This is a genomic window from Cupriavidus sp. 05T41, assembly GCF_056396525.1.
Window position 1 is genome coordinate 127024 of the sequence record NZ_JBFTLQ010000004.1, and the last position, 24764, is coordinate 151787.

A 24764-nucleotide genomic window follows, 5' to 3' on the forward strand; every position below is an offset into this window, starting at 1 on the left:
TCCTATGGAAAACCCTTATCCGGATGTGATTGCAGCGGTGCATTGCACTGTACACGGGAAAATATGCCCATTTTCAGGCATCATTTCGTTAAGCGAGCACTGAATAAGTGCGGCACGCGCGGCGCATTGATTTGTTGTGAAATTACAGTGTGTACACTACAATCGTTCGCAAGGTACCGGGGCGCTGGCAAGCCGCCGGGCCGCCGTGCAAGGAGCTGGCCACGCAAGCGCAGCGCCTGGGCGGGTGGACAAAACAGATGGATGATGGAGTCGACAGTGCAGAAAAATTTCCGTATCGGCCAGATCGTGCCGAGCTCGAACACCACGATGGAAACCGAAATCCCGGCGATGCTCGCGGCGCGCCAGCTGGTTCGGCCCGAACGCTTCACCTTCCATTCCAGCCGCATGCGCATGAAGAAAGTGGTCAAGGAAGAGCTGGCGGCAATGGACGCCGAATCCGACCGCTGCGCGCTGGAGCTGAGCGACGCGCGCGTCGACGTGCTGGGCTACGCCTGCCTGGTGGCGATCATGGCGATGGGACACGGCTACCACCGCGTCTCCGAGAAGCGCCTGCAGGCCCATACCGCGGCCAATGGCGCCGATGCGCCGGTGATCACCAGCGCCGGCGCGCTGGTGGACGCGCTCAAGGTGATCGGTGCGAAGCGCATCGCCGTGGTCGCGCCGTACATGAAGCCCCTGACCGAGCTCGTGGTGGACTACATCCGCAATGAGGGCTACGAGGTGGTGGACTGGCGCGCGCTGGAGATCGCGGACAACCTGGAGGTAGGCCGCCACGACCCTGCGAACCTGCCGGGCATCGTCGCGCAGATGAATACGAAGGACGTGGATGCCATCGTGCTGTCCGCCTGCGTGCAGATGCCCTCGCTGCCGGCCGTGGCCAAGGTGGAAGCCATGACCGGCAAGCCTGTCATCACCGCCGCCATCGCCACCACCTACGCCATCCTCAGGCAGCTCGATCTCGAACCGGTGGTGCCCGGCGCGGGCGCGCTGCTGTCGGGCGCCTACTGAGCGCGAGAGAGCCAGCCATGAGCGAGTTTCTCTACGGCGGCCATGTGTCCGCCAACGGCATCCGCCAGCACTACCTGCGCTACGGCGGCAACGCCGGCGCGCGCGCGCAGCGCGACGCGGTGATCATCGTGCCCGGCATCACCAGCCCGGCCGTCACCTGGGGCTTCGTCGGCGAACGGTTCGGCCAGCACTTCGATACCTATGTCCTCGATGTGCGCGGCCGCGGCCTGTCGGCCGCGGGCGATACGCTTGACTACGGCCTCGATGCGCAGGGCGCCGATGTGCTTGCCTTTGCCCGGGCACTCGGCCTTGCGCGCTACGCCATCGTCGGCCACTCGATGGGCGCGCGCATCGGCATCCGTGCGGCGCGCGCCAATCCCGCCGGGCTGACCCGCCTGGTGATGGTGGACCCGCCGGTGTCCGGTCCGGGCCGCCGCGCCTATCCGTCGCAACTGCCCTGGTATGTCGATTCGATCCGCCTGGCGCGGCAGGGCATCGATGCCGAGGGCATGCGGCGCTTCTGCCCGACCTGGACGCAGGACCAGTTGCGCCTGCGCGCCGAGTGGCTGCATACCTGCGACGAACGCGCGGTGGTGGCCAGCTTCGAGGACTTCCATCGCGACGATATCCACGCCGACCTGCCGGCGCTGCGCGTGCCCGCGCTGCTGATGGTGGCCGGCCGCGGCGATGTCATCCGCGCGGAAGATATCGAGGAGATCCGCGGCCTGCTGCCCGCCGTGCTGGTGGCGCGCGTGCCCGATGCCGGCCACATGATCCCGTGGGACGACGAAGCCGGCTTCTACCGCGCGTTCGGCGATTTCCTCGGCGCGCCGCTCGTGTGCGACCAGACCGCCGCCTGAGCGCGCCACCGCCAACCAAGGAGAAACCATGCCCGTAAGCGATCACGACCTGACCCAGGCCTGGCGCCAGGTGCTCACCTTGTCCAGGCTGCAGCCCGGACAGACCGTCACGGTGCTGACCGGCGCCGCCACCCACCCGCAGACGCTGCGCACCGCGCAACTCGCGGCGGCGTCGATGGGCGCCATCGTCAACCGGCTCGACCTGCCGCCCGTCAACGGCGAGCGCGCGCTCAGCCGCGACGCGCTGGCCTATCTCGGCACCACGCCGCTGACCGGCAACCCGGCCGCCATCGCCGCGCTCAAGGCCAGCGACCTGGTGCTGGACCTGATGACGCTGCTGTTCTCGCCCGAGCAGCACGAGATCCTGTCCGGCGGCACCAAGATCCTGCTGGCGGTGGAGCCGCCCGAAGTGCTGGTGCGCCTGGTGCCCACCGAGGACGACCGCGCGCGCGTCATGGCCGCCACCGCGCGGCTCGGGCGCGCCAGGGAAATGCACATCACGTCCGGCGCCGGCACCGACCTGCGCTGCGCGCTGGGCGAGTTCCCGGCCATCAGCGAGTACGGTTTCGTCGACAAGCCCGGGCGCTGGGACCACTGGCCGAGTGGCTTCGTGCTGACCTGGCCGAACGAGGGCGGCACCAGCGGACGCATCGTGCTCGACCGCGGCGACATCCTGCTGCCGATGAAGTCCTATGTGCAGGCGCCCGTCGACATCACCGTGCGCAATGGCTATGTCACGCATATCGAAGGCGGCCTCGACGCCGACCTGCTGAGCGACTACATGGCCTCCTTCAACGATCCGGAGGCCTACGCCATGTCGCATATCGGCTGGGGCCTGCAGCCGCGCGCGCGCTGGTCCACGCTGGCCATGTACGACCGCGAGGCCACCATCGGCATGGACGCACGCGCCTTCGAAGGCAATTTCCTGTGCTCCTTCGGTCCCAACAACGAGGCCGGCGGCAGCCGCACCACGGCTTGCCATATCGATATCCCGGTGCGGCATTGCACCGTGCGGCTCGATGGTGAGGCGGTGGTCGAGCGCGGCAAGGTGCTGGACGGCTGGCACCAGGCCGGCCAGGCGCAGTCGAACCAGGGGCAAACACACGAGAGCGGAGCCACCCATGCACGATGAAGCCACCACCTACCAGCGCCAGGGCTTTGGCGCCACGCTGGCGCCCAGGGCGCCCTACGGCCTGCTGATCATCGACTTCGTCAACGGCTTCGCCAATCCGGAGGTGTTCGGCGGCGGCAATATCCCTGCCGCCATCGCCAACACCGTGCCGTTGCTGGCCACCGCGCGAGAGCAGGGCTGGCCGGTGGCGCACAGCCGCATCGTGTTCGCCGACGACGACAGCGACCAGAATATCTTCACCCTGAAGGTGCCCGGCATGCTGGGCCTGAAGGAAGCCAGCCACGACAGCGCCATCGTGCCGCAGCTCGCGCCGCGCGCCGGCGAGCTGGTGGTGCGCAAGACGGTGCCCTCGGCCTTCTTCGGCACCTCGCTGGCGGCGTGGCTGACGCAGCGTGGCGTGCAGACGCTGCTGGTGGCGGGCTGCGTCACCAGCGGCTGCGTGCGCGCCAGCGTGGTCGATGCGATGTCGCTGGGCTTTCGCCCGCTGGTGCTGTCCGATTGCGTGGGCGACCGCGCTATCGGCCCGCACGACGCCAACCTGTTCGACATGGCGCAGAAATACGCCAGCGTGATGCCGCGCGACGAGGCGCTGGCGTTGCTGGCGCGCGCCGGTGGCGATGCGCGCTGAGCCGGGGCGGCTAGGCGCGCCGGGCGCGCGCGGCCTTCCTGGGAGGCGCGGGCTCCGTCGGCGCCGCGACCGGCGCGCTGCCGGACGGGACCACGCAGACCGTGCTCAGCACGGTGCGCTGCATCATGTTGCGCCAGTGCTCGAGCGCGGCCTTGCTCATCATCGGCTCGCCCAGGAAGGCGCTGAGCGTATGATGGTTCGAGTTGTAGAAGTAGCCCAGCGAGGCGATCACCAGGTAGACATCGCGGGCGCGCACATCGGCATGAAACAGGCCGGCGGCCTTGCCGCGCTCGAGGATGCCGTCGAGCACCGACAAGGCATAGCTGGAAATGTCCCTGAGCCGGCCGGATTTCTTGGCGTGCTTGCCCTGGCTCATGTTCTCGCTCGACAGGATGGCGACGAACTCGGGATGCTCCAGGTAGTAGTTCCAGACGAAGTCGACCAGTTGCGTCAGTGCGCGCACGGGGTCCCCGGCGTCGAGCTTGAGTGCCTGTTCGGCCTCGTTGAGCTGGGTGTAGATGGTTTCCAGCACTTCGACGAACAGCTTTTCCTTGCTGCCGAAGTAGTAATAGATCATGCGGTCGTAGGTCTTGGCCAGCGACGAGATGCGTTCCACGCGCCCGCCCTCGTAGCCGCCCATGGCGAAGACCTTGATGGCTGCCTTGAGGATCTTGGCCCGGGTGTCCTGAGCCTGCCGGGCCCGGGTTCCGGCTGCCGCGCTCTTCCTAGCGGTCGGGGTGTTCATATGTCTGGGGCCTGAAGCCGCGTTGCTGTGCTGATCAAGGCTGGGAGTATAACGGGCAGGGCATGGCGCGCCGCAAACGCGGCGCCCGCGCGCGCACCGAAGTGATGAACAAGGGATGGACAAGGGATGGACGAGTGAGGGAAGCCATGCAAACCGACCCCGCCGCCGCGCAGGCCGATGCGCGCGCATCATCGTCAGTGGCCGCCTCCGCGACCTCGCCCGGCGCGCTGCGCGACGCGCTGCTGCGCAGGCAAGGCGCCTTGCTGGTGACGCGCGCGCCACAGGCCGCGCCGCGTCCGGCGCCGGGGCAGCCCGGCGCGGCATCGGACTATGTGGCGGCGCAGCCTGACATCTTCGTGGCGCTGCTCGACAACGGCGAGATCCTCGCCTTCAACGGCCATGTGGACCTCGGCACCGGCATCCGCACCTCGCTGGCGCAGATCGTGGCCGAGGAGCTCGACGTGCCGGCCGCGCGCGTGGCGATGACGCTGGGCCATACCGAGGCCACGCCCAACCAGGGCCCCACCATTGCCAGCGCCACCATCCAGATCTCGGCGCTGCCGCTGCGGCGCGCGGCGGCGCAGGCCATGGCCTGGCTGCGCGAACGTGCCGCGCAGCGGCTGGGCGTGCCCGCCGCCACGCTGGCCGCCGACGACTGCCGGCTGCACGTGAAGGGCGCGCCGGACCAGGCACTGTCGTATGCCGAACTGCTGGCGGGCGAACATGTCGAGTTGCCGCTGGCCGACCAGTTCGACACCAAGCCGGTCTCCGAATACCGCGTGGTCGGCCGCGCCGCGGCGCGTGTCGATATTCCCGCCAAGGCCACGGCGCAACTGGCCTTCGTGCATGACGTGCGCGTACCCGGCATGGTGCACGGCCGCGTGGTGCGTCCGCCCTACGCAGGCCGCGATTGCGGCGACTTCGTCGGCACCAGCCTGCGCGGGGTGGACCGCGCCTCGCTCGAGGGCGTGCGCGGCGTCATCGACGTGGTGGTGCAGGGCGATTTCGTCGGCGTGGTGGCGCAGCGCGAGGAGCAGGCCATGCAGGCCGCGCGCCGCCTGCGCGTGGACTGGAAGCCGGTGCCGCCGCTGCCCGCGCTCAATGGCCCGGGCGAGGCGGAGGCCGCGCTGCGCGCCAACCCCGCCACGCGCCGCCAGCTGGTGGACGAAGGCGACGTGGCCGGCGCGCTCGAAGCCGCGCGGGGCAGCGGCAAGGTGCTGTCGCGCAGCTATGCATGGCCGTTCCAGATGCATGCATCGATCGGCCCCTCGTGTGCCGTGGCCGACTACCGCGACGACGGCCTCACCGTGTGGTCCGGCACGCAGAACCCGCATGTCCTGCGCATCGATCTCGCGCGCCTCACCGGTCTCGACGAAGGCTGTATCGAGATCGTGCGCATGGAGGCTGCCGGGTGCTACGGGCGTAACTGCGCCGACGACGTCTGCGCCGACGCCGTGCTGCTTTCGCGCGCGGTGAAGCGGCCCGTGCGCGTGCAGCTCAGCCGCGAACAGGAACACCTGTGGGAGCCCAAGGGCGCGGCGCAGCTGATGGACGTGCGCGCGGCCATCGGCGCCGCCGGCGACCTGCTTGCCTATGACTTCGTCAGCCGCTATCCGTCCAATGACGCGCCCACGCTGGCGTTGCTGCTCACCGGCATCGTCGACAATGCCCCGCGCACGCTGCAGATGGGCGACCGCACCGCGGTGCCGCCGTACCACTACGCCAGTGCGCGCATCGCCTGCGATGACACGCCGGCCATCGTGCGGGCCTCCTGGCTGCGCGGCGTCTCGGCGTTGCCCAATGTGTTCGCGCACGAGTGCCTGATCGACGAGATCGCCCACGAAGCCGGCGCCGATCCGCTCGCCTTCCGCCTGCGCCACCTGCCCGACGAACGCGCCAGCGCGCTGTTGCGCGAACTGGCGACGCACGCCGGCTGGCGCGAAGGCGCGCGCGGCACGCGCGGCACGCCTGGCGCGGACGGCCTGCTGCGCGGGCGCGGCGTGGCTTACGCCCGCTATGTCCATAGCCGGTTTCCCGGTTTCGGCGCCGCCTGGGCGGCCTGGGTGGTAGACCTCACGGTGGCGCCCGATACCGGCGAGATCGTCGTGCAGCGGCTGGTGGTCGCGCAGGACACGGGCATGATGGTCAACCCCGACGGCGTGCGCCACCAGGTGCAGGGCAACGTGGTGCAGGCCCTTGGCCGCGTGCTCAAGGAACAGGTGCGTTTCGACGCGGCGGGCGTGGCAAGCCGCGAATGGGGCAGCTATCCGCTGCTGGCCTTCCCGGAACTGCCGCCGATCGAGGTGCTGTTGCTGGAACGGCAGGAGGAAGCGCCCATGGGCGCCGGTGAGTCGGCTTCGCTGCCGGGCGCGCCGGCCATTGCCAATGCCTTGTTCGATGCCACCGGCGTGCGGCTGCGGCGCGCGCCCTTCACGCCGGAGGCGGTGCTGGCGGCGCTGGCCGGCAGCATCGCGCAGCCGGCCTGACGCCGGCTACGCCTGCGCGTCCGGCGCGGCGTCGCGTTCGCCGCGTTCGTCGCACTCGCTCATCTTGCGCAGCAGGTAGAGGATCGCCACACGTTCGGCCGGGTTGAGGTCGCCGAAGGTCTGCTCGGAGATGCGGTGCGCGAACGGCACCGTTTCCTCGATCAGCGCGAGACCGCCCGGCGTGACGGTGACCACCACCTTGCGGCGGTCGTTGGCATCGTGCGATACCGCCACCAGCGCCCGCGCCTTGAGCCGCTCGATGATGCCACGCACGGTGGCCTGGTCGATGGCGGTGGCGCGCACGATCTCGCTGAGCGAGCAGGAGCCGCGGTCGTTGACCGCGCACATCACCACGAACTGCGCGGCGGTGAGCTGCGAATCGGCAATGGTCTGCTGGAAGATCGCCACATGGCGCTGGTAGGCGCGCCGCAGCAGGTGGCCGACCTGCTCGGTGAAATCGTAGGGTGCGGCGGCGGGTGCTTGCGCGGCGGTCTTGTGCGCGGAGGAAGAGGACACGATGAGCGGTCTGCAGGCAGGGGTAGACGTGCCTGCGAGTATACCGGCCGTGACCGTGCGCGGCAGCATTTATCGCGTGCCATTCCTGCGCATTGCATGCGCGGCATGACGCAGCGCAAGGATGCCGCACGGGCAGCATTTCACAACCGCCACGGCGTCGCCGGGCAGCGCGACGGCAAACCATCGGACGTCGGCGGGTAGCCGCGCAATCCCTCCAGCTAGGTGAATGAACCTCGCCCTGATTCCGACCTCGTTGGCAGCGTCTGTCCCAGGCCAAGGCACTGGCGCCGGCGACTGCCGCCGAAGCGCTACTATATGCCGTGCCGTGCGGTGTGCCGCGTACGGGAATTCGCGCCGGATTCCGGCCTTGCCTGTGTGCGAAAGCCAGCACGGGCGTCAGGGTCTCACCTTGCCCCCTGCCGTGGCGGCGCGCGACAATGGGCACGGCCGCGTGCTGGCGCAGTGGGCGCGTCCAGTCGCCGAAGCATCCGCGCCGGCCAAACCGAGAGAAACCGAGACATGCTGCCGGCCCTTGCCGCCTCTCCAGACAGACTTACGCTGCCGCAGCGTCTCAAGCACGAGACCGCCGCGCAGGATGCCTTCGACCGCTTCGGCGCGTTGCTGCGGCGCCATTCCTCACTGTGGTGACAAGCCTTGGATGATGCCGACGCAGCCTGCGCGCGCGACGCGGTGCCGCCTACGAGGGCCGCCGCCGCGGAGGCTTCCCAAGACACCCCGCTGCGGCTGGCGCGCACGCGCACCGCGCGCGCGCTGCTGACGGCGCTGGCGCTGCTGAGCCTGGGCGTGGCCATCCTGGGGCTGTTCGTGCCGGGGCTGCCGAGCACGGAGTTCGTGCTGCTGTCCGCGTGGGCCGCGGCCAAGGGCTCGCCGCGCCTGCATGCATGGTTGCTGGGCCATCGCGTGTTCGGGCCCATGCTCTATAACTGGCATCACGGCCGCATGGTCAGCCGGCGCGCCAAATGGAGCGCCACGGCCGCGATGACGGTGTGCGCCGGCGTGCTGCTGTTCGGCATGCACCGGCCCTGGCTGGCCTATGGCGCGATTGCCTGCATGGCGTGCGTGCTGGCCTGGCTGTGGTGCCGTCCCGAGCCGCCGGGCTAGGCCGCCTGCACCTCCCGCCCCCTGGCGGCCCTGGTGGCCCTGGTGGCGCGCGCCGCTTTCACGGCCTTGCCGGGCCACGCCTGCATCGCCATCTCCGCCATCTGTTCCAGCGCGATACGCGTGGCGCCGTCGCGCGCCTGCATCGACATGCCCTGCATCACTGCGTTGAAGAAGCGCGCGAGCGCTGCGGCGTCGGCGTCCGCGGCAAGCTCGCCTTGTGCGATGCCGGCCTCGATGCGCGCCTGCATGGCTTGTTCCTTCTCGCGGCGACGCTGGCGCAGGGTGTCCTCGATATAGGCGCAGTCCGCCGAATGGCTGGTGCCGCTCATGAGGAAGCAGCCGGCCGGATTGCCCTTGGCGCTGAACAGCGCGGCCGCGCCGCGGAGCAGCCCGTGCACGGCGTCGCGGGCGCTGCCGCCGGCCTCGAGCGGCCCGTACAGCAGCGCGCCATGCGTCTGCGCATAGCGCTCCACCGCCTCGTAGAACAACTGCTCCTTGCTGCCGAACGCGGCGTACAGGCTCGGCGCCGTGATCGACATCGCCTCGGTCAGCGTGGCGATCGAAGTGGATTCATAGCCATATCGCCAGAACAGCGACAAGGCCTGGCCCAGCGCCGTCTCGCGATCGAATTGCCTGGGCCGTCCGCGGCCCGCACCGGAAACACTCTTTTTCATAGTGGTCATTATATTTTTCCGTTGCCAGTCGCACCAGCGTGTGATTAATATAGCGATCGTTCAATAAATTGCCGGGCTGGCCGCCGTTCTTCCGCCGGACCTTCCGCGGGACGTTTTGCCGCCATCCGTCGCAGTCAATCTTCGTCGCCATGATTCCCTATTCCCTGCTTGACCTGTCCCCCATCGTGGAAGGCGGCGATGCCGGCCAGGCCATGCGCAACTCGCTGGCGCTCGCGCAGCACGCCGAGCGTCTTGGCTACCATCGTTTCTGGCTGGCCGAGCACCACAATATGCCCGGCATCGCCAGCGCCGCCACGGCCGTGCTGATCGGTTATGTCGCCAACGGCACTTCCACCATCCGCGTGGGTTCGGGCGGCATCATGCTGCCGAATCACTCGCCGCTGGTGGTGGCCGAGCAGTTTGGCACGCTCGAAGCCTTGTTTCCCGGCCGCATCGACCTCGGCCTGGGCCGCGCGCCCGGCACCGACCAGTCCACCGCGCGCGCGCTGCGCCGCAGCGCCACGCAGGATACCGCCGACGCCTTCCCGCAGGACGTGGAAGAGCTGCAAGCGTACTTCGATGCGCCGCGCCCCGGCCAGCGGCTGCGCGCCGTGCCAGGCGCGGGCCTGAAGGTGCCGCTGTGGCTGCTCGGCTCGAGCCTGTTCAGCGCGCAGCTGGCCGCCGCCATGGGCCTGCCCTTCGCCTTTGCCTCGCACTTCGCGCCGGGCTTCATGCGCCAGGCGGTGGATCTCTACCGCCAGACCTTCCGGCCCTCCGAGCAACTGGCCAGGCCCCACGTCATGCTTGGCCTCAACGTCTTCGCCGCAGACAGCGATGCGCGGGCGCGCCGGCTGTTCAGCTCGCTGCAGCAGCAGTTCCTGGCGCTGGTGCGCGGCACGCCGGGCCCGATCCGCGCGCCGGTGGACGATATCGAATCGCTGTGGAGCGAGACCGAGGCCACCCATATCCGCCGCTCGCTGGCATGCTCGGTGGTGGGGGACGCGCAGGGCGTGCGCGCCGGCGTGCAGCGCTTTGTCGACGACCTGCGCCCGGACGAGCTGATGCTTACCGCGCAGATCCACGATCACCAAGCGCGGCTGCGCTCGTTCGAAATCGCGGCGCAAGTGATGAAGGAACTGGAGCCCGCCGCGCGCGCCGCCATCTGAGGCGCGCCGGAAAATAGACAGGGCGGCCGGGCCGCCCTTGCCGGCTCGCACGCCGGCGCGGAACAAGACGCGCCAGGCGGCGAGCTTGAACACGCCGACCGCGCGCATCATCGACTGCGCCTGCTCCGCCAGCGCCTGGGCCGCTGCCGCGGCCTGTTTCACCAGCGCGGCGTCCTGCTGCGGCACCGCATCCATCTGGTTGACCGCCTGCCCGACCTGCCCGATGCCGGTGGTCTGTTCTCGCCGCCACGCCGCGCGATCTCCGGTGCATTCACCGCCAGCGCGCCGGCCTGGCGCGCTGCCGCCGGCAAGCTTTGCGTTCCCTGCCTACAATGTGCTTTTCGCCGCGCCTGGACCGGCGCGGCACCTTTGCCGCCGGCAGTCATGCCAGATGGGGTTCGGGCAGGGCAGCGGCCCGACAGCGGTCTGACGGGGGCGGTTCGATGCAACTCGCGGAGCAACACGGATGACCTCAAGCATCACCAACAGCATCACCAGGCGCAAACTGGGCAGGTCCGGGCTGGAAGTCTCGCCGCTGGCATTCGGCGGCAATGTGTTCGGCTGGAGTGTCGACGAAGCCACTTCGTTCAGGTTGCTGGATGCCTTCGTCGGCGCCGGACTCAATTTCATCGACACGGCCGACGTCTATTCCCGCTGGGTACCCGGCAACCAGGGTGGCGAATCCGAGGCCATCCTCGGCAAATGGTTCAGGCGCAGCGGCAAGCGCGCCGATGTCGTGCTGGCGACCAAGGTCGGCATGGACATGGGCGAAGGCCGCAAGGGCCTGTCGCGCGCTTATATCGAGCGCGCGGTGGACGCCTCGCTGCAGCGCCTGCAGACCGACTACATCGATCTCTACCAATCGCACACCGACGACCAGGACACGCCGCTGGAGGAGACGCTGGACACCTACGACCGTCTCATCAAGGCCGGCAAGGTGCGCGCCATCGGTGCTTCCAACTACACCGCCGCGCGCCTGGCCGAGGCGCTGGAGACCAGCCGGCGCCTCGGCCTGCCGCGCTACGAGAGCCTGCAGCCGCACTACAATCTTTACACCCGCAATGAGTATGAGAGCGAGCTGGAAACGCTGGTACTGCGCGAAGGGATCGGGGTGTTCAACTACTACGCGCTGGCCAGCGGCTTCCTGAGCGGCAAGTACCGCTCCGAGGCCGATCTCGACAAGAGCAGCGCGCGCGGCCAGCGGGTCAAGGCCTACCTGGATGCGCGCGGCCTGGGCATCCTGGCCGCACTGGACGATGTGGCGGCGCGGCACGGCGCCAATCCCACGCGGGTCGCGCTGGCGTGGCAGATCGCGCGTCCCAGCATCACCGCGCCCATCGCCAGCGCCACCTCGGTCGCGCAGCTCGACGACCTGATCGCCGCCACGCGCCTGCAACTGGGCGCGGACGATATCGCATTGCTCGACAAGGCCAGCGCCTGAGCGCGGCCGAACCTGGAGCGGACATGGACAGCAAGAAGGAAGACAGCAAGGGCCACGGGCTTGGCGAGGTCAAGGCGCTGGTGTTCGATGTGTTCGGCACGGTGGTGGACTGGCGCAGCAGCGTCAGCGCCGACCTCGCCGCGTTCGGCAAGCGCAAGGGCATCGAGGCGGACTGGGTGGCGTTCGCCGATGCCTGGCGCGCCGGCTACGTGCCCGGCATGGACCGCGTGCGCGAGGGCGAGCGGCCCTGGGCCAATATCGACGTGCTGCACCGCGAGCGGCTCGACGTGCTGCTCGACGAGTTCGGCATCGAAGGCCTGGACGAAGTGGAGAAGGACTATCTCAACCGCGCCTGGCACCGGCTCTCGGGCTGGCCCGACACCGTGCCGGGCCTCACGCGCCTGAAGCAGCGCTACATCATCTCCACGTTTTCCAACGGTAGCGTGTCCTGCCTGGTGAATACCGCCAGGCATGCCGGCCTGCCCTGGGACGCGGTGTTCAGCGCCGATATCGTGCGGCATTTCAAGCCGGACCCGAGGATCTACCGGGGCGTGATCGGCTTTCTCGGCCTGCGCCCGCACGAGGTGATGCTGGTGGCGGCGCACAACGACGACCTGCGCCACGGGCGCTCGCACGGCATGCGCACCGCCTACGTCAACCGGCCTGCCGAATATGGCCCGAACCAGTCCAGGGATCTTGCCGCCGAATCCGACTGGGATGTGGTGGTGAGCAGCATGACCGAGCTGGCGGACCGGATCTGCTGATCCGCCCGGTTTCGTGCTTTCCGTTTCGCGCGGGTCGTCGCATGCGCCGGCCCGCGCACATCCAGGGCGGAGATCCGCGCGCGTGCGCGGCGCATGAAGTGCAGGCCGCACATCGCATGAAGAGGTTTGCCCAAGCGGTTTGCCCAAGCGGCTCCCTGTCGGATACATTAGGATTCCCGGCCGCCCGTCATTCCAGAGGCACATAGAGCCGGCGACGGCGCCAGGCCGGGAGACGACAAGGAGACGACGATGGACCTGCGGCAACGCGAGCACATCGATGCGGTAGTGCAGCTCACCACGCACGCCGGCGCGCTGTTGCCGCGCGCGCCCGAGACCATCATCCAGAACTCCTGGCGGCGCTGCGTGCACCAGTACGGCCTGGACCCGGCGCGCATGCAGCAGGCCTGCATCCTGCCGCAGACGCGCCTGCGCGAGCACCAGCAGCGCATCGACGATTTCGCCCGCATCGCGCGCCACGGGCTGCAGACGCTGTACAGCCAGGTCGCCGGCATGGGCTACGTGGTGCTGCTCACCGACGCGCAGGGCGTGACGGTGGACTACCTCGGCGACGCCAGTGCCGATGCGCGCCTGCGCCGCGCCGGCCTGTACCTGGGCGCGCAGTGGAGCGAGGCCGGCGCCGGCACCTGCGCGGTGGGCACCGCGCTGGCCACCGGGCAGGCGCTGACCGTGCACCAGGCCGACCATTTCGACGCCACCCATATCCCGCTGACCTGCACCGCCGCGCCGCTGTTCGATTCGCACGGCAGCCTCTGCGCCATCCTCGACATCTCCGCGCTGACCTCGCCGCAGGCCAAGGACAGCCAGGGCCTGGCGCTGCAGATGGTGCGCATCTACGCCAGCCATATCGAGAACGCCAGCTTCCTGCGCAGCCATCGCGAAGACTGGATCCTCAAGCTCAATGCCGCGCCGGAATTCGTCGACGTGAACCCGGAATACCTGCTCGCGCTCGACGCCGGCGGCCGCGTGGTCGGGCACAACCGCCGCGCGCAGCAGATGCTGGGGGCCGAACCCGGCCTGGGCGGGGCGCCCCTGCTTGGCATGGCCTTCGAGGCGCTGTTCGACGCGCGCCTCGACGAACTGGGCCGCTTCGTGCATTCGCGCCCGAGCGAGCAGCGCGCGCTGGCCCTGTCGCGCAGCGGCACGCGGCTCTACCTGAGCGTGATGCCGCCGGCCCTGCGCTGGCAGCCGGCCGCCGCCGTGCGCAGCCCGCCGCTGCAAGCGCCGCTGGCGGCCCTGTGCGGCGGCGATGACGCGCTGCAGCAGCAATTGCTGCGCGCCGCCAAGCTGGTCGACTCCCCGATCAACCTGCTGATCAACGGCGAGACCGGCAGCGGCAAGGAATATCTCGCCAAGGCGCTGCACCAGTCCAGCGGACGCCGCCAGGGGCCCTTCGTGGCGGTGAACTGCGCGGCGATCCCCGAATCGCTGATCGAGAGCGAGCTGTTCGGCCACCTGCCCAACAGCTTCTCGGGCGCCGGCTCGCGGCCCAAGCGCGGCCTCATCCAGGAAGCGGACGGCGGCACCCTGTTCCTCGACGAGATCGGCGACATGCCGCGCGAGCTGCAATCGCGCCTGCTGCGCGTGCTGGCCGAAGGCGAGGTGCTGGCCATCGGCGCGGCGCGGCCGGTGCCGGTCAGTGTGCGCGTGATCTCCGCCACCCACCATCCGCTGGACCAGCTGGTGAGCAGCGGCCGCTTCCGCGAAGACCTCTACTACCGGCTCAACGGCGCCCGCCTGATGCTGCCGCCGCTGCGCGAGCGCTCGGACCTCGACTGGCTGATCGGCAAGATGCTTGGCACTGGCACTGGCACTGGCACTGGCACTGGCATCGGCGCCGGCGCCGGCGCCGTCAGCCTGTCGCCGGCGGCGCGCGCGCGCCTGCACGCGCATGCCTGGCCCGGCAACCTGCGCGAACTGCGCAACGCGCTCGAGTATGCGCGCGCGATCTGCACCGACGGACATATCGAGGTGGAAGACCTGCCCGAAGGCATTGGCGCGGCGGCGCGCCAGCAAGGCCTGCTTGCCACGGCGGCCGCGCCGGCGGCGCCGGCCGCCACCATGGCGCAGCCGGTCCCGGTCCAGGTGCCGGCGATGGCGTCGCCGGCACCCGGCTTCGATCCGCACCAGCTGCCGCCCGAAGCGATGTTGCTGATGCAATATCTGCGCGCCGCCGGCTGGAACCTCAGCGCGGTGGCACGCCAGATCGGCGTGAGCCGCATGACGCTGTACCGGCGCATGGCGCGCTACGGCATCGCGTCCCCCAACCAGCGCGACGCGGCGCACGACTGAGCGCGGCGCCGCGCTGCGCCCCGCGCCTCGCGACACCTGTCCAGCGGCCGTACACCTGATGCTGTGACACCTGTCACGCGGTGCGCCGCCACGCCCGGCCAAAGTCCCTTTTTCCTGCGGGTAATCCCGCGCTTTTCCTGCCCTGCGCGCGTGTCCGGCGGGTGGCACGCCCATTGCGATATGCCTGTCACAAGACAAGACGGCAGGAGACACGCATGGGTGAGCAGACGCTGGCCGAACGGCCCCTGGTGGGCATCATCGCCAATCCGGTCTCGGCGCGCGATATCCGCCGCGTGATCGCCAACGCCAACACGCTGCAACTGGCCGACCGCGTCAATATCGTGCTGCGCCTGCTGGCCGCGCTGGCCGCCTGCGGCGTGGGTCGCGTGCTGATGATGCCGGACCGCGAGGGCATGCGCGTGCTGCTGGCGCGGCACCTCGCGCGTCGCCAGGGGCCGGACGCAGCGCTGCCCGGGGTGGAGTACCTCGACATGCCGGTCACCGCCCGCGTGGACGACACCTTCCTGGCCGCGCGCATGCTGCGCGAAGCGGGGGTGTCCGCCATCATCGTGCTCGGCGGCGACGGCACCCACCGCGCCGTGGTGCGCGAATGCGGCGACGTGCCGATCGCCGGCATCTCCACCGGCACCAACAACGCCTATCCCGAAATGCGCGAGGCCACCATCACCGGGCTCGCCACCGGCCTGTTCGCCAGCGGGCGCATTCCGGCGGCGCACTCGCTGGCCGGCAACAAGCGGCTGGACATCTGCATCGCCGGCACGAACGAGGTGCGCCGCGATATTGCGCTGGTGGATGCGGTCATCTCCCACGAGCACTTCATCGGCGCGCGCGCCCTGTGGAAGACCGAGACGCTGGGCGCCGTGTACCTCGCCTTCGCCGATCCGCAGGCCATCGGCCTGTCCGCCATCGGCGGCCTGCTCGACCCGGTGGGCCGGCACGAATCCGGCGGGCTGGCCATCGAGCTGGCGGCTGCCGGCGCAGGCCGCTTCGAACTGCGCGCGCCGATCGCGCCTGGCTTGCTCAGCGCGGTGCCCATCGCAGGCTGGGAGCGCCTGACCGACGGCGTGCCGCACCGCGTGCGCCAGCGCAGCGGCGTCGTCGCGCTGGACGGCGAGCGCGAGCTGGTGTTCGGCGAGCAAGACGAAGTCACCGTGACGCTGCGCGAGCGCGCCTTCCTCAGCATCGACGTGGCGGCCTGCATGCGCTACGCCGCCGCCGCCGGGCTGATGCGCGGCGGCCGCGCGCCGAGCGCGCAGGCGCCGCCTTCGCATGCGGCGCCGCCCCTGGCGTCCCGGCCAGTCTCGCAGCCGTACCCGCACCCGCATCCGCACCCTCAGTCGTAACCCCGCTCACATACCGCCACTGCAAAAACCGTGAAGGAGACAGACATGACGACAACCTCAAGCAGCCAGAACACGCTGCCCCTCGGCAAGGAAGACCTGCTCGCCGTCTACCGCCGCATGCGCACCATCCGCGATTTCGAGGAGCGGCTGCACGTGGACTTCGGCCGCGGCGACATCCCCGGCTTCGTCCACCTCTATGCCGGCGAGGAAGCCGCCGGCGTTGGCATCCTGCATCACCTCGGCGACGGCGACCGCATCGCCAGCACGCACCGCGGCCACGGCCACTGCATCGCCAAGGGCGTGGACCCGGTGGCGATGATGAAGGAGATCTACGGGCGCAAGGGCGGCTCGTGCAACGGCAAGGGCGGCTCCATGCATATCGCCGACCTGTCCAAGGGCATGATGGGCGCCAACGGCATCCTCGGCGCGGGCGCGCCGCTGATCTGCGGCGCCGCGCTGGCGGCCAAGTTCCGCGGCAAGGGCGAGATCGGCATCACCTTCGCCGGCGACGGCGCCTCCAACCAGGGCACCTTCCTGGAGAGCCTGAACCTGGCCGCCGTATGGAACCTGCCGGTCATCTTCGTGATCGAGAACAACGGATACGCCGAATCGACCGCGCGCGACTACGGCACCGCGGTGGACAGCTATGTGGACCGCGCCGCCGGCTTCGGCATTCCCGGCGTGACCGTGGACGGCACCGATTTCTTCGCCGTGCACGAGGCTGCCGGCGAAGTCATCAAGCGCGCCCGCGAAGGCGGCGGCCCGGCCCTGCTCGAATGCAAGATGGTGCGCTTCTACGGCCATTTCGAAGGCGATGCGCAGACCTACCGCGCAAGCGGCGAGCTCGACGACATCCGCGCCAACAAGGACTGCCTGAAGAAGTTCTCCGCCACCGTGACCCAGGCCGGCGTGATCGCGCCGGAGGAGCTCAAGGCCATCGACGAACAGGTCGCCGCGCTGATCGAAGACGCGGTGCAGCAGGCCAAGGCCGCGCCGTTCCCGACCGCCGCCGACCTGCTGACCGACGTGTACGTCAGCTACTGAGCGCGGCGCAGACCGGACCGCACGAACGAACAGCACGAACAGCACGAACAGGAGACCAAACCATGTCCCGCAAACTCAGCATGAAGCTGGCGATCAACGAGGCGATCGACCAGGAAATGACCCGTGACCCGAGCGTGATCATGCTCGGCGAGGATATCGTCGGCGGCGCCGGCGCGGACGGCGAGAAAGACGCCTGGGGCGGCGTGCTCGGCGTCACCAAGGGCCTCTACGCCAAGCACGGCGACCGCCTGCTGGACACGCCGCTGTCCGAGTCCGCCTACGTGGGCGCGGCCATCGGCGCGGCGGCCTGCGGCATGCGCCCGATCGCGGAGTTGATGTTCATCGACTTCATGGGTGTGTGCTTCGACCAGATCTTCAACCAGGCGGCCAAGTTCCGCTATATGTTCGGCGGCAAGGCCGAGACCCCGGTGGTGATCCGCGCCATGGTGGGCGCGGGCTTCCGCGCGGCGGCCCAGCACAGCCAGATGCTCACGCCGCTGTTTACGCATATCCCCGGGCTCAAGGTGGTGTGCCCGTCCACGCCGTACGACACCAAGGGTTTGCTGATCCAGGCCATCCGCGACAACGACCCGGTGATCTTCTGCGAGCACAAGAACCTGTACGGCTTCGAAGGCGAGGTGCCGGAGAACTCGTATGCGATCCCGTTCGGCGAAGCCAATATCGTGCGCGACGGCAAGGACGTGTCCATCGTCACCTACGGGCTGATGGTGCACCGCGCGCTGGAAGCCGCCGCCACGCTGGCCAAGGAAGGCATCGAGGCCGAGGTGGTGGACCTGCGCACGCTCTCGCCGCTCGATATCGACACCGTGCTGGAGACCGTGGAAAACACCGGCCGCCTGGTGGTGGTGGACGAAGCCAGCCCGCGCTGCAATATCGCCACCGACATCGCCGCCCAGGTCGCGCAGCAAGCCTTCGGCGCGCTCAAGGCCGGCATCGAGATGGTGTGCCCGCTGCACACGCCGGTGCCGTTCTCGCCCGCGCTGGAAGACCTCTACATCCCCAGCGCGGCGCAGATCGCCGATGCCGCGCGCAAGACCGTGAAAGGAGGGAAACACTGATGGCCGAGATCACCCCGATCGTCATGCCCAAATGGGGCCTGTCGATGAAAGAAGGCACCGTCAACGACTGGCTGGTGGAAGAGGGCGCGCAGATCACCGTGGGCATGCCCATCCTCGACGTGGAGACCGACAAGATCGCCAACGCGGTGGAAGCGCCCGACGCCGGCACGCTGCGCCGCAAGGTGGCGGCGGTGGGCGATGTGCTGCCGGTGAAGGCCCTGCTCGGCGTGCTGGCGCCCGCCGGGGTCAGCGACGCGGAGATCGATGCCTACGTGGCCGCCTACGAGACCCCGGCGGCGGATGAGGACGATGACGCTGCCGCGGCGGCCGCCTATCAGTTCATCGATATCGACGGCATCCGCGTGCGCTACGCGAAGCGCGGCGAGGGCGCCGAGACCGTGCTCTTCCTGCACGGCTTCGGCGGCGACCTCGACGCGTGGCTGTTCAATCTCGATGCGGTGGCCGGCACCCATACCGTGGTGGCGCTGGACCTGCCCGCGCATGGCCAGTCCACGCCGCGGCTGCCCGGCACCACGCTGGCCGCGCTGGCGGGCTTTGTCGCGCAGTTCATGGATGCGCTGGATATCGGCCAGGCCCACCTGGTGGGCCATTCGATGGGCGGCGGCGTGGCCACGCAACTGGCGGTGGACGCGCCGCAGCGGGTGCGCTCGCTGGCGCTGATCTCGCCGGTCGGCTTCGGCGACGAGATCAACAATGGCTACACCGAAGGCTTCGTCAGCGCGCAGTCGCGGCGCGATCTCAAGCCGGTGGTGGAGCAGCTGTTCGCCGATACCGGGCTGGTCAGCCGCCAGATGCTGGACGATCTCCTGAAGTACAAGCGCCTGGACGGCGTGACGCAGGCGCTGGCGAGCCTGGGCGAGAGCCTGTTCGGTGGCGGCCGGCAGACCGAGCAGCCGGGGCGCAAGCTCGGCGGCAAGCCGGTGCTGGTGGTGTGGGGGGCGCAGGACCGCATCGTGCCGGCCTCGCATGCGCGCAACGCGCCGGCGCAGGCGACCGTCAAGGTCTTCGACGACACCGGGCATATGAGTCAGATGGAGCGGGCCAATGAGTTCAATGCCTTGCTGAAGGCGCACCTGGGAGGGTGAAGCCTGGCGTTGGGTCCGGGCGTGGCCGCCGTGGCAGCGCCTGGCCATCTTTGTATCTCGGCGGGGACGTGGCAGTATTGGCCGGCGGTACTTGTGCAACGTCGTCACGATGCAACCCATGTCCTTCGCCTACCTCACTCCCGACCCCACCGATCCCGATCCGCTGCGCGCCGAGCAGGCCATGCTCGAGCAGGCCGCCGCCGGCCGCTGGCTGGCGCACCTTTGGCAGGCACCAGTGTCGCTGGTGGTGCCGCGCAGCTACCTGCGCCACGCGCAACTCGAGGCCGGGCGCAGCGCCTTTGCCGCGCGCGGCTGCCCGGTGTGGCTGCGGCTGTCCGGCGGCGGACTGGTGCCGCAGGGTCCGGGCATCCTCAACCTGAGCCTGGCCTATCCGGTGCGCGGCGGCGCCGGCACGCATGCCGAGGCGGTCTACCTGCACCTGTGCGAAGTGCTGGCCGGCGCGCTGTCGCAGCTCGGGCTGCGCACGCACTGGCAGGCCGTGGACGGCTCCTTTTGCGACGGCCGCTTCAACCTGGCCTGGGGCCCGGCCGCGGACGCGCGCAAGATTGCCGGCACGGCGCAGTACTGGCGCCGCGTGGCCGGCGCGGCCGATGCGAGCCTGCACGTGGTGCTGGCCCACGCCGTGCTGCTGGTCAGCGCCGACCCGGAAGAGATCAACCAGCGCGCCAACGCGTTCGAGGCCGCCATCGGCAGCGGGCGCCAGTACCGTGCCGACAAGGTGGTGAGCGTGGCCGGCGCGCTGGCGCAGGACGGGCTCGCCGTGCCCGCCGGGCTGCCGGAGCTGACCGCGGACGCGCTGCGGCACGCGCTTCGCGCCAACCCCCCGGCTTTCGCCGTGCCCGGCATCTGACGTCACCGGCAGCCCGATTCGTCGCTATTGACGATTCGCCCGCCCGGCGCCCGTGGCAAACTGCCCGCCAAGGCACATCCGGGGCGCACCCGGACACAGACAACCGGAGACAGGATATGGCGGGACCCTTGGCAGGACTGAAGGTGGTGGAGATGGTAGGGATCGGCCCGGCGCCGTTCTGCGCGATGATGCTGGCCGACCAGGGCGCCGAGGTGATCCGCATCGACCGGCCCAGGCCCGCCGCCGCGGGCGAGCCGGCCGCCACCAGCGCCGGCCGCGCGCGCTGCGACGTGACCGCGCGCGGCAAGCGCTCGCTGGCCATCGACCTGCGCAAGCCCGGCGCGGCGCAGGTGGTGCTGGACCTGATCGCGAAAGCCGACGTGCTGATCGAAGGCTTCCGCCCCGGCGTGATGGAGCGCCTGGGCCTGGGCCCCGAGGCCTGCCTGGCGCGCAACCCGGCGCTGGTGTACGGCCGCATGACCGGCTGGGGCCAGTACGGGCCGCTGTCGCAGGCCGCCGGCCACGATATCAACTACATCGCCATTGCCGGCGCGCTCCACGCCATCGGCCGCGCGGGCGAGCCGCCCGCGGTGCCGCTCAACTATGTCGGCGATTTCGGCGGCGGCGGCATGCTGCTGGCGTTCGGCGTGATGTGCGCGCTCAACGAGGCGCGCCAGTCCGGCAAGGGGCAGGTGGTGGACGCCGCCATGACCGACGGCACCGCGCTGCTCGGCGCCATGATGTACGGCTTCAAGGCCGCCGGCCGCTGGACCAACAAGCGCGGCGACAACCTGCTCGATGGCGCGGCGCATTTCTACGACACCTATGCCTGCGCCGACGGCAAGTACGTGGCGGTGGGCGCCATCGAGCCGCAGTTCTACGCGCTGTTGCGCGAGCGCTGCGGCCTGGACGACCCGGCCTTCGATGCGCAGCTGGACAAACGCCAGTGGCCCGCGCTCAAGGCTCGCATGACAGAAATGTTCCTCACGCGCACGCGCGACGAATGGTGCGAATTGCTCGAAGGCAGCGATGCCTGCTTCGCGCCGATCCTGGACTGGGACGAAGCTCCCGCACACCCGCACAACCGCGCGCGCGAGACTTTCCTGGAGATCGAGGGGGTGGTGCAGCCGGCGCCGGCGCCGCGCTTTAGCCGCACGCCGGCCGGCGTGCCCCGGGCGCCGGTCGAGGCTGGCGCGGATAGCGAGGCGATCCTGCGTGAATGGGGTGTGGACGCGGGCGTCGTTGCCGCGCTGCGGCGGGACGGGAGCATTTGAGCCTGGGGTTGGCCGCGGCGCCTCAGGGCCGCGCGAACTCGTAGTCGCGCTCGACCTTGCAGATGCGCGTCTTGTACGCCTCGTACCAGCGTTCGCGGCCGAGCTTCTGCGCCATCAGGTGCGCGGCGTCGCGCTTCCATGCGGCGATCGCTTCGAGGCTCTCCCAGTACGACACCGTGATGCCGATTTCCTCGCGCGCCGACTCGACGCCGAGAAAGCCGGGCTGCTGCGATGCGGAGGCTTCCATCGCGTCGGCCATGGCGCCGTAGCCGCCGTCGGCATCGGTGCGGATGGAGGTGAAGATCACTGCGTAGTAGGGCGTGGCTTTGGTGTCTGCGATGGGCATCGGGGGCCTCGTATCGTGGGGTCAGGGCGCTGACTGGCCGATTCTATCAAGCACGCCGCGGTGCCGGTGCGTCCCGTTAGCGCACCGCTTCCGGCTTTTCCTCCCTTCCGCGTTCCGCGTTCCGTTTCCTTTCCCTCCGCCACGCCGGAGCGGAATGCCCGCGCGCGGCCGTGCCCAGGCATCGGCGCAAAAAAATCGCTTGCAAGGCAGGAACGGTTGTACCTAGAATATAAACACATAACAACAGTACTGTGCTGGGCGGACACGGCCAGCGCAAGCTTGGTCCGTTCCCGTCACCCGCTCCGTCCAACCGCTCCGTGCGATCACTCCGCCCTGCCATGTCCCAACAGCAATCACAACCGCAACCGCAGTCCCAGGCCCAGGCCCCCACCGATCCGGCCGGCCCTACCGGCCGGCTCGCGCTCTGGCTCGCCGGCTTCGACCTGGCGCATGCACCGGAGAAGGCCCGCGAGCGCGCCAAGGCGCTGACGCTGGACGGCATCGCCTGCGCCATCGTCGGCGCCCGGCTGCCGTGGTCGCGCACCGCGGTGGAAATCGTGCGCAAGACCGAAGGCCAGGGCAGCCACACCATCGTGGGCTGGGGCGCGGGCACCAGCGCGCCGGGCGCGGCGCTGCTTAACGGCACCTTCATCCAGGGCTTCGAGCTCGACGACTATCATCCGCTAGGCCCGCTACACAGCGCCTCGCTGGTGTTGCCGGCGCTATGGGCGGCGGCAGCCGGCGAGCAACGCGTGAGCGGCCGCGAATTCCTGCAGGCGGCCCTGGCCGGCTACGAGGTCGGGCCGCGCGTGGGCATGGCGCTGCACGGCGGGCAGATGCTCTCGCGCGGCTGGCATTCCGGCTCGGTGTTCGGCACGCACGCGGCCGCCGCCGCGGTGGGCAAGCTGCTGGGCCTGGACGCCGCCCGCTTCGAGGATGCGCTGGGGCTGGCGGGCACGCAGTCGGCCGGGCTGATGGCTGCGCAGTACGAGGCCATGTGCAAGCGCATGCACCACGGCTTTTCCGCGCGCAACGGCTTCTATGCGGCGGTGCTGGCGGCGGGCGGCTACACGGGCATCAAGCGCGTGTTCGAGCGGGAGTACGGCGGCTTTCTCTCCACCTTCGGCGAAGGGCATGCGCCCGATGCGTCGCAGATCACCGATGGCCTGGGCGAGCGCTGGGAAGTCGAGCGCATCGTGATCAAGCCATATGCGGCCATGGGCGGCATCCACGCGCCGCTGGACGCGCTGTTCGACGTGGGCGCGCAGCGCGCGCTGCGCGCGGAGCAGATCGCGCGCATCGAGGTCGACGTGTCGCACGCCGTCTACCACCACGGCTGGTGGGTGCCGGAGCGCCCGCTCACGCCGATCGGCGCGCAGATGAACATCGGCTACGCGCTGGCGGTGGCGGTGCTCGACGGCGCCGCGCTGGTGCCGCAGTTCGCTCCTTCGCGCATCGACGCCGACGATGTCTGGGCGCTGCTGCCGCGCATCGCGGTCAGGCACGATCCCGGGTTCGACGCCGCCGGCCAGCATGGCCGCGGGCGCGTGCGCCTGGCGGTCACCTTCACGGACGGTCAGCGCATCGAGATCAACCGGCAGATGTCGCGCGCCATCGAGTCGCCGCAGTCCAATGCCGAGGTGGCGATGAAGTACCGCGCGCTGACCGGCGGCCTGATCGATGCAAAGCGCCAGTCCGACATCGAAGCCATGGTGATGAACCTCGAACAGCTGGACGATGTGCGCGAGTTGCTGGCCCTGCTGGCGCCGCCGGTGAAGAGCGCCTTCGAGTAAGGACCGGGCGGCTCGCTGCCCGCGCTCAACCTGGCGAGGTTCGGCTGAGCGGCTTCGCCAGCAGGCGCAGCGCAACGCCGTCGGCGAGGATGACAAGGGCGGCGCCGATCACGGTCGCCGCCACGCGGTCGGCCAGCATGCCGCTCATGGCCCCGGCCGTGGACGCATTGCCCGCGCCCGTGATCAGCACCATCAGCGGCGTCATCGCCGCCGAGTAGGCGAGGTAGTTGCGGCTGCGCAGCAGGGGCCGCATGCCGGCCAGCCAGCCGGCGTTGACGGCGATGACCCAGGCCGGCAGCTGGTGGCCGAGCAGCAGGGCGGCCAGCAGCACACCCAGCACGGTGCCGCCTACGCGCTGCGTGGTCTTGAGCGAAGGCAGTCCGGGCTGGCGCTGGATCAGCAGGGCCACCGTCAGCGCGATCCAGTCGAAGTGATGGCCGGGAAACAGCCAGCGCAGCGCGGCGGCTGCGGCGAGCGCGCCGGCCAGCGCGAGCAGCAGGAAGCCGCCGCGGTACGGCGCCGCGCCTGCGCTATTGGCGGCGATGACCAGGAACAGCAGCAAGCGCGTCGAGGCAACGGCGAGCGGGCGGCTATAGGCCCCGATGGCCGCGGCCGCGACGGCAAGCAGGATGACGATGGCGTCGCTGGCCGCGCCATGGCCGGAGCAGGCCGCGGCAACGGCCGCCGCCGCAGCGAACGGCGCCAGCAACGCGGCCAGTTCGCGCGCCTGGGCGCCGGCGCTGCGGGCCATCTCCGCTTCGCTGCCCGGCGCGGCCGGCGTGGTGCCGGAACCGATGGCCAGGCTGCCAAGCGCCGCGGCAAGGCCGAGGGGCTGGTGCCCCATGGCGCCGGCCAGCAGCAGCGGTGCGGCCATGCCCAGGCCGGCGGCCAGCATCTCGCCGGCATGTGCCTGCGGACCGGCGGACCAGTGGATGGCGCGTCCCAGATGTGTTTTCTCGCCCAAAGGCTGCCTCCGCGAGCTTGGCCGCATACGTTGATACGCAGGCGAATCTA

The 24764-nt window shown here is 69.9% G+C and carries 23 protein-coding genes; 18 read left to right on the plus strand and 5 right to left on the minus strand.

Annotated elements, in window-relative coordinates; all coding sequences use genetic code 11:
- The first annotated feature begins 276 nt into the window (after nucleotides 1–276).
- The 4 genes from AC1DKV_RS03585 to AC1DKV_RS03600 are packed head-to-tail and all read left to right on the plus strand — an operon-like array spanning nucleotide 277 to nucleotide 3649.
- The gene (locus tag AC1DKV_RS03585) at nucleotides 277–1029 is read left to right on the plus strand and encodes a maleate cis-trans isomerase family protein (protein ID WP_477115665.1); all 753 of its coding nucleotides are present in this window, start codon (nucleotides 277–279) and stop codon (nucleotides 1027–1029) included.
- A 17-nt stretch (nucleotides 1030–1046) separates the two neighbouring features.
- Nucleotides 1047–1889, plus strand: coding sequence for an alpha/beta fold hydrolase (locus AC1DKV_RS03590; RefSeq protein ID WP_441650301.1), 843 nt, complete (start codon nucleotides 1047–1049; stop codon nucleotides 1887–1889).
- 28 nt (nucleotides 1890–1917) lie between these two features.
- Nucleotides 1918–3021, plus strand: coding sequence for a 2,5-dihydroxypyridine 5,6-dioxygenase NicX family protein (locus AC1DKV_RS03595; RefSeq protein WP_441650300.1), 1104 nt, complete (start codon nucleotides 1918–1920; stop codon nucleotides 3019–3021).
- Entirely contained in the window at nucleotides 3011–3649 is a 639-nt protein-coding gene (locus AC1DKV_RS03600; protein WP_441650299.1) for an N-carbamoylsarcosine amidohydrolase, read from the plus strand. Before AC1DKV_RS03595 ends, AC1DKV_RS03600 begins: the two co-directional genes overlap by 11 nt.
- A 10-nt stretch (nucleotides 3650–3659) precedes the next feature.
- Here AC1DKV_RS03600 and AC1DKV_RS03605 read toward each other — a convergent pair whose 3' ends face one another.
- Nucleotides 3660–4394 carry a TetR/AcrR family transcriptional regulator gene (locus tag AC1DKV_RS03605; protein ID WP_441650298.1) on the minus strand — a complete coding sequence of 245 codons (735 nt, stop codon included), beginning with the start codon at nucleotides 4392–4394 and terminating at the stop codon, nucleotides 3660–3662.
- 146 nt (nucleotides 4395–4540) lie between these two features.
- On the opposite strand from AC1DKV_RS03605, the gene AC1DKV_RS03610 reads away from it, so the two are divergent.
- Nucleotides 4541–6880, plus strand: a complete 2340-nt coding sequence (locus AC1DKV_RS03610) for a xanthine dehydrogenase family protein molybdopterin-binding subunit (RefSeq protein ID WP_441650297.1) — start codon at nucleotides 4541–4543, stop codon at nucleotides 6878–6880.
- Between the two features lie 6 nt (nucleotides 6881–6886).
- On the opposite strand, the gene AC1DKV_RS03615 is transcribed toward AC1DKV_RS03610, so the two are convergent.
- Entirely contained in the window at nucleotides 6887–7396 is a 510-nt protein-coding gene (locus AC1DKV_RS03615; protein WP_441617330.1) for a MarR family winged helix-turn-helix transcriptional regulator, read from the minus strand.
- Nucleotides 7397–7915: 519 nt separating this feature from the next.
- On the opposite strand from AC1DKV_RS03615, the gene AC1DKV_RS03620 reads away from it, so the two are divergent.
- Entirely contained in the window at nucleotides 7916–8044 is a 129-nt protein-coding gene (locus AC1DKV_RS03620) for a hypothetical protein (RefSeq protein ID WP_441650296.1), read from the plus strand.
- 6 nt (nucleotides 8045–8050) lie between these two features.
- A complete protein-coding gene (locus tag AC1DKV_RS03625) occupies nucleotides 8051–8518 on the plus strand; it encodes a YbaN family protein (RefSeq protein ID WP_441617333.1) in 468 nt (155 codons plus the stop codon).
- Here AC1DKV_RS03625 and AC1DKV_RS03630 read toward each other — a convergent pair.
- The gene (locus tag AC1DKV_RS03630) at nucleotides 8515–9201 is read right to left on the minus strand and encodes a TetR/AcrR family transcriptional regulator (protein WP_441617335.1); all 687 of its coding nucleotides are present in this window, start codon (nucleotides 9199–9201) and stop codon (nucleotides 8515–8517) included. The two genes, AC1DKV_RS03625 and AC1DKV_RS03630, sit on opposite strands and share 4 nt — an antisense overlap.
- A 140-nt stretch (nucleotides 9202–9341) precedes the next feature.
- On the opposite strand from AC1DKV_RS03630, the gene AC1DKV_RS03635 reads away from it, so the two are divergent.
- The 10 genes from AC1DKV_RS03635 to AC1DKV_RS03680 all read left to right on the plus strand — a co-directional run bounded on the left by AC1DKV_RS03635 (nucleotide 9342) and on the right by AC1DKV_RS03680 (nucleotide 21611).
- Complete coding sequence (locus AC1DKV_RS03635) at nucleotides 9342–10358, plus strand: LLM class flavin-dependent oxidoreductase (RefSeq protein ID WP_441650295.1); 1017 nt, start codon at nucleotides 9342–9344, stop codon at nucleotides 10356–10358.
- Between the two features lie 466 nt (nucleotides 10359–10824).
- Nucleotides 10825–11799 (plus strand): aldo/keto reductase, encoded by a 975-nt coding sequence (locus tag AC1DKV_RS03640; protein WP_441650294.1) that lies wholly within the window; start codon nucleotides 10825–10827, stop codon nucleotides 11797–11799.
- Nucleotides 11800–11822: 23 nt separating this feature from the next.
- On the plus strand, nucleotides 11823–12563 hold the full coding sequence (locus AC1DKV_RS03645; protein ID WP_441617341.1) for a haloacid dehalogenase type II: 741 nt from the start codon (nucleotides 11823–11825) through the stop codon (nucleotides 12561–12563).
- A 249-nt stretch (nucleotides 12564–12812) separates the two neighbouring features.
- Nucleotides 12813–14873: a sigma-54-dependent Fis family transcriptional regulator gene (locus AC1DKV_RS03650; protein WP_477137468.1), complete on the plus strand. Its 2061-nt coding sequence runs from the start codon at nucleotides 12813–12815 to the stop codon at nucleotides 14871–14873.
- A 215-nt stretch (nucleotides 14874–15088) separates the two neighbouring features.
- The gene (locus AC1DKV_RS03655; protein WP_441617345.1) at nucleotides 15089–16237 is read left to right on the plus strand and encodes an ATP-NAD kinase family protein; all 1149 of its coding nucleotides are present in this window, start codon (nucleotides 15089–15091) and stop codon (nucleotides 16235–16237) included.
- Nucleotides 16238–16282: 45 nt separating this feature from the next.
- Nucleotides 16283–17281 carry a thiamine pyrophosphate-dependent dehydrogenase E1 component subunit alpha gene (locus tag AC1DKV_RS03660; protein WP_477132015.1) on the plus strand — a complete coding sequence of 333 codons (999 nt, stop codon included), beginning with the start codon at nucleotides 16283–16285 and terminating at the stop codon, nucleotides 17279–17281.
- A 62-nt stretch (nucleotides 17282–17343) separates the two neighbouring features.
- Nucleotides 17344–18360 carry an alpha-ketoacid dehydrogenase subunit beta gene (locus AC1DKV_RS03665; protein WP_477137469.1) on the plus strand — a complete coding sequence of 339 codons (1017 nt, stop codon included), beginning with the start codon at nucleotides 17344–17346 and terminating at the stop codon, nucleotides 18358–18360.
- Complete coding sequence (locus tag AC1DKV_RS03670; protein WP_441650291.1) at nucleotides 18360–19466, plus strand: acetoin dehydrogenase dihydrolipoyllysine-residue acetyltransferase subunit; 1107 nt, start codon at nucleotides 18360–18362, stop codon at nucleotides 19464–19466. The genes AC1DKV_RS03665 and AC1DKV_RS03670 overlap by 1 nt, the downstream gene beginning before the upstream one ends.
- A gap of 118 nt (nucleotides 19467–19584) precedes the next feature.
- Complete coding sequence (locus AC1DKV_RS03675; protein WP_441650290.1) at nucleotides 19585–20337, plus strand: lipoyl protein ligase domain-containing protein; 753 nt, start codon at nucleotides 19585–19587, stop codon at nucleotides 20335–20337.
- 116 nt (nucleotides 20338–20453) lie between these two features.
- Nucleotides 20454–21611: a CaiB/BaiF CoA transferase family protein gene (locus AC1DKV_RS03680; protein WP_477115669.1), complete on the plus strand. Its 1158-nt coding sequence runs from the start codon at nucleotides 20454–20456 to the stop codon at nucleotides 21609–21611.
- Between the two features lie 22 nt (nucleotides 21612–21633).
- Here the strand turns inward: AC1DKV_RS03680 and AC1DKV_RS03685 are convergent, their stop codons facing one another.
- A complete protein-coding gene (locus AC1DKV_RS03685) occupies nucleotides 21634–21957 on the minus strand; it encodes an antibiotic biosynthesis monooxygenase family protein (RefSeq protein ID WP_441617356.1) in 324 nt (107 codons plus the stop codon).
- Between the two features lie 338 nt (nucleotides 21958–22295).
- On the opposite strand from AC1DKV_RS03685, the gene AC1DKV_RS03690 reads away from it, so the two are divergent.
- Nucleotides 22296–23750 carry an MmgE/PrpD family protein gene (locus AC1DKV_RS03690; protein WP_441650438.1) on the plus strand — a complete coding sequence of 485 codons (1455 nt, stop codon included), beginning with the start codon at nucleotides 22296–22298 and terminating at the stop codon, nucleotides 23748–23750.
- Nucleotides 23751–23775: 25 nt separating this feature from the next.
- On the opposite strand, the gene AC1DKV_RS03695 is transcribed toward AC1DKV_RS03690, so the two are convergent.
- Nucleotides 23776–24714, minus strand: coding sequence for an FUSC family protein (locus AC1DKV_RS03695; protein ID WP_441650439.1), 939 nt, complete (start codon nucleotides 24712–24714; stop codon nucleotides 23776–23778).
- Nucleotides 24715–24764 lie beyond the last annotated feature (50 nt).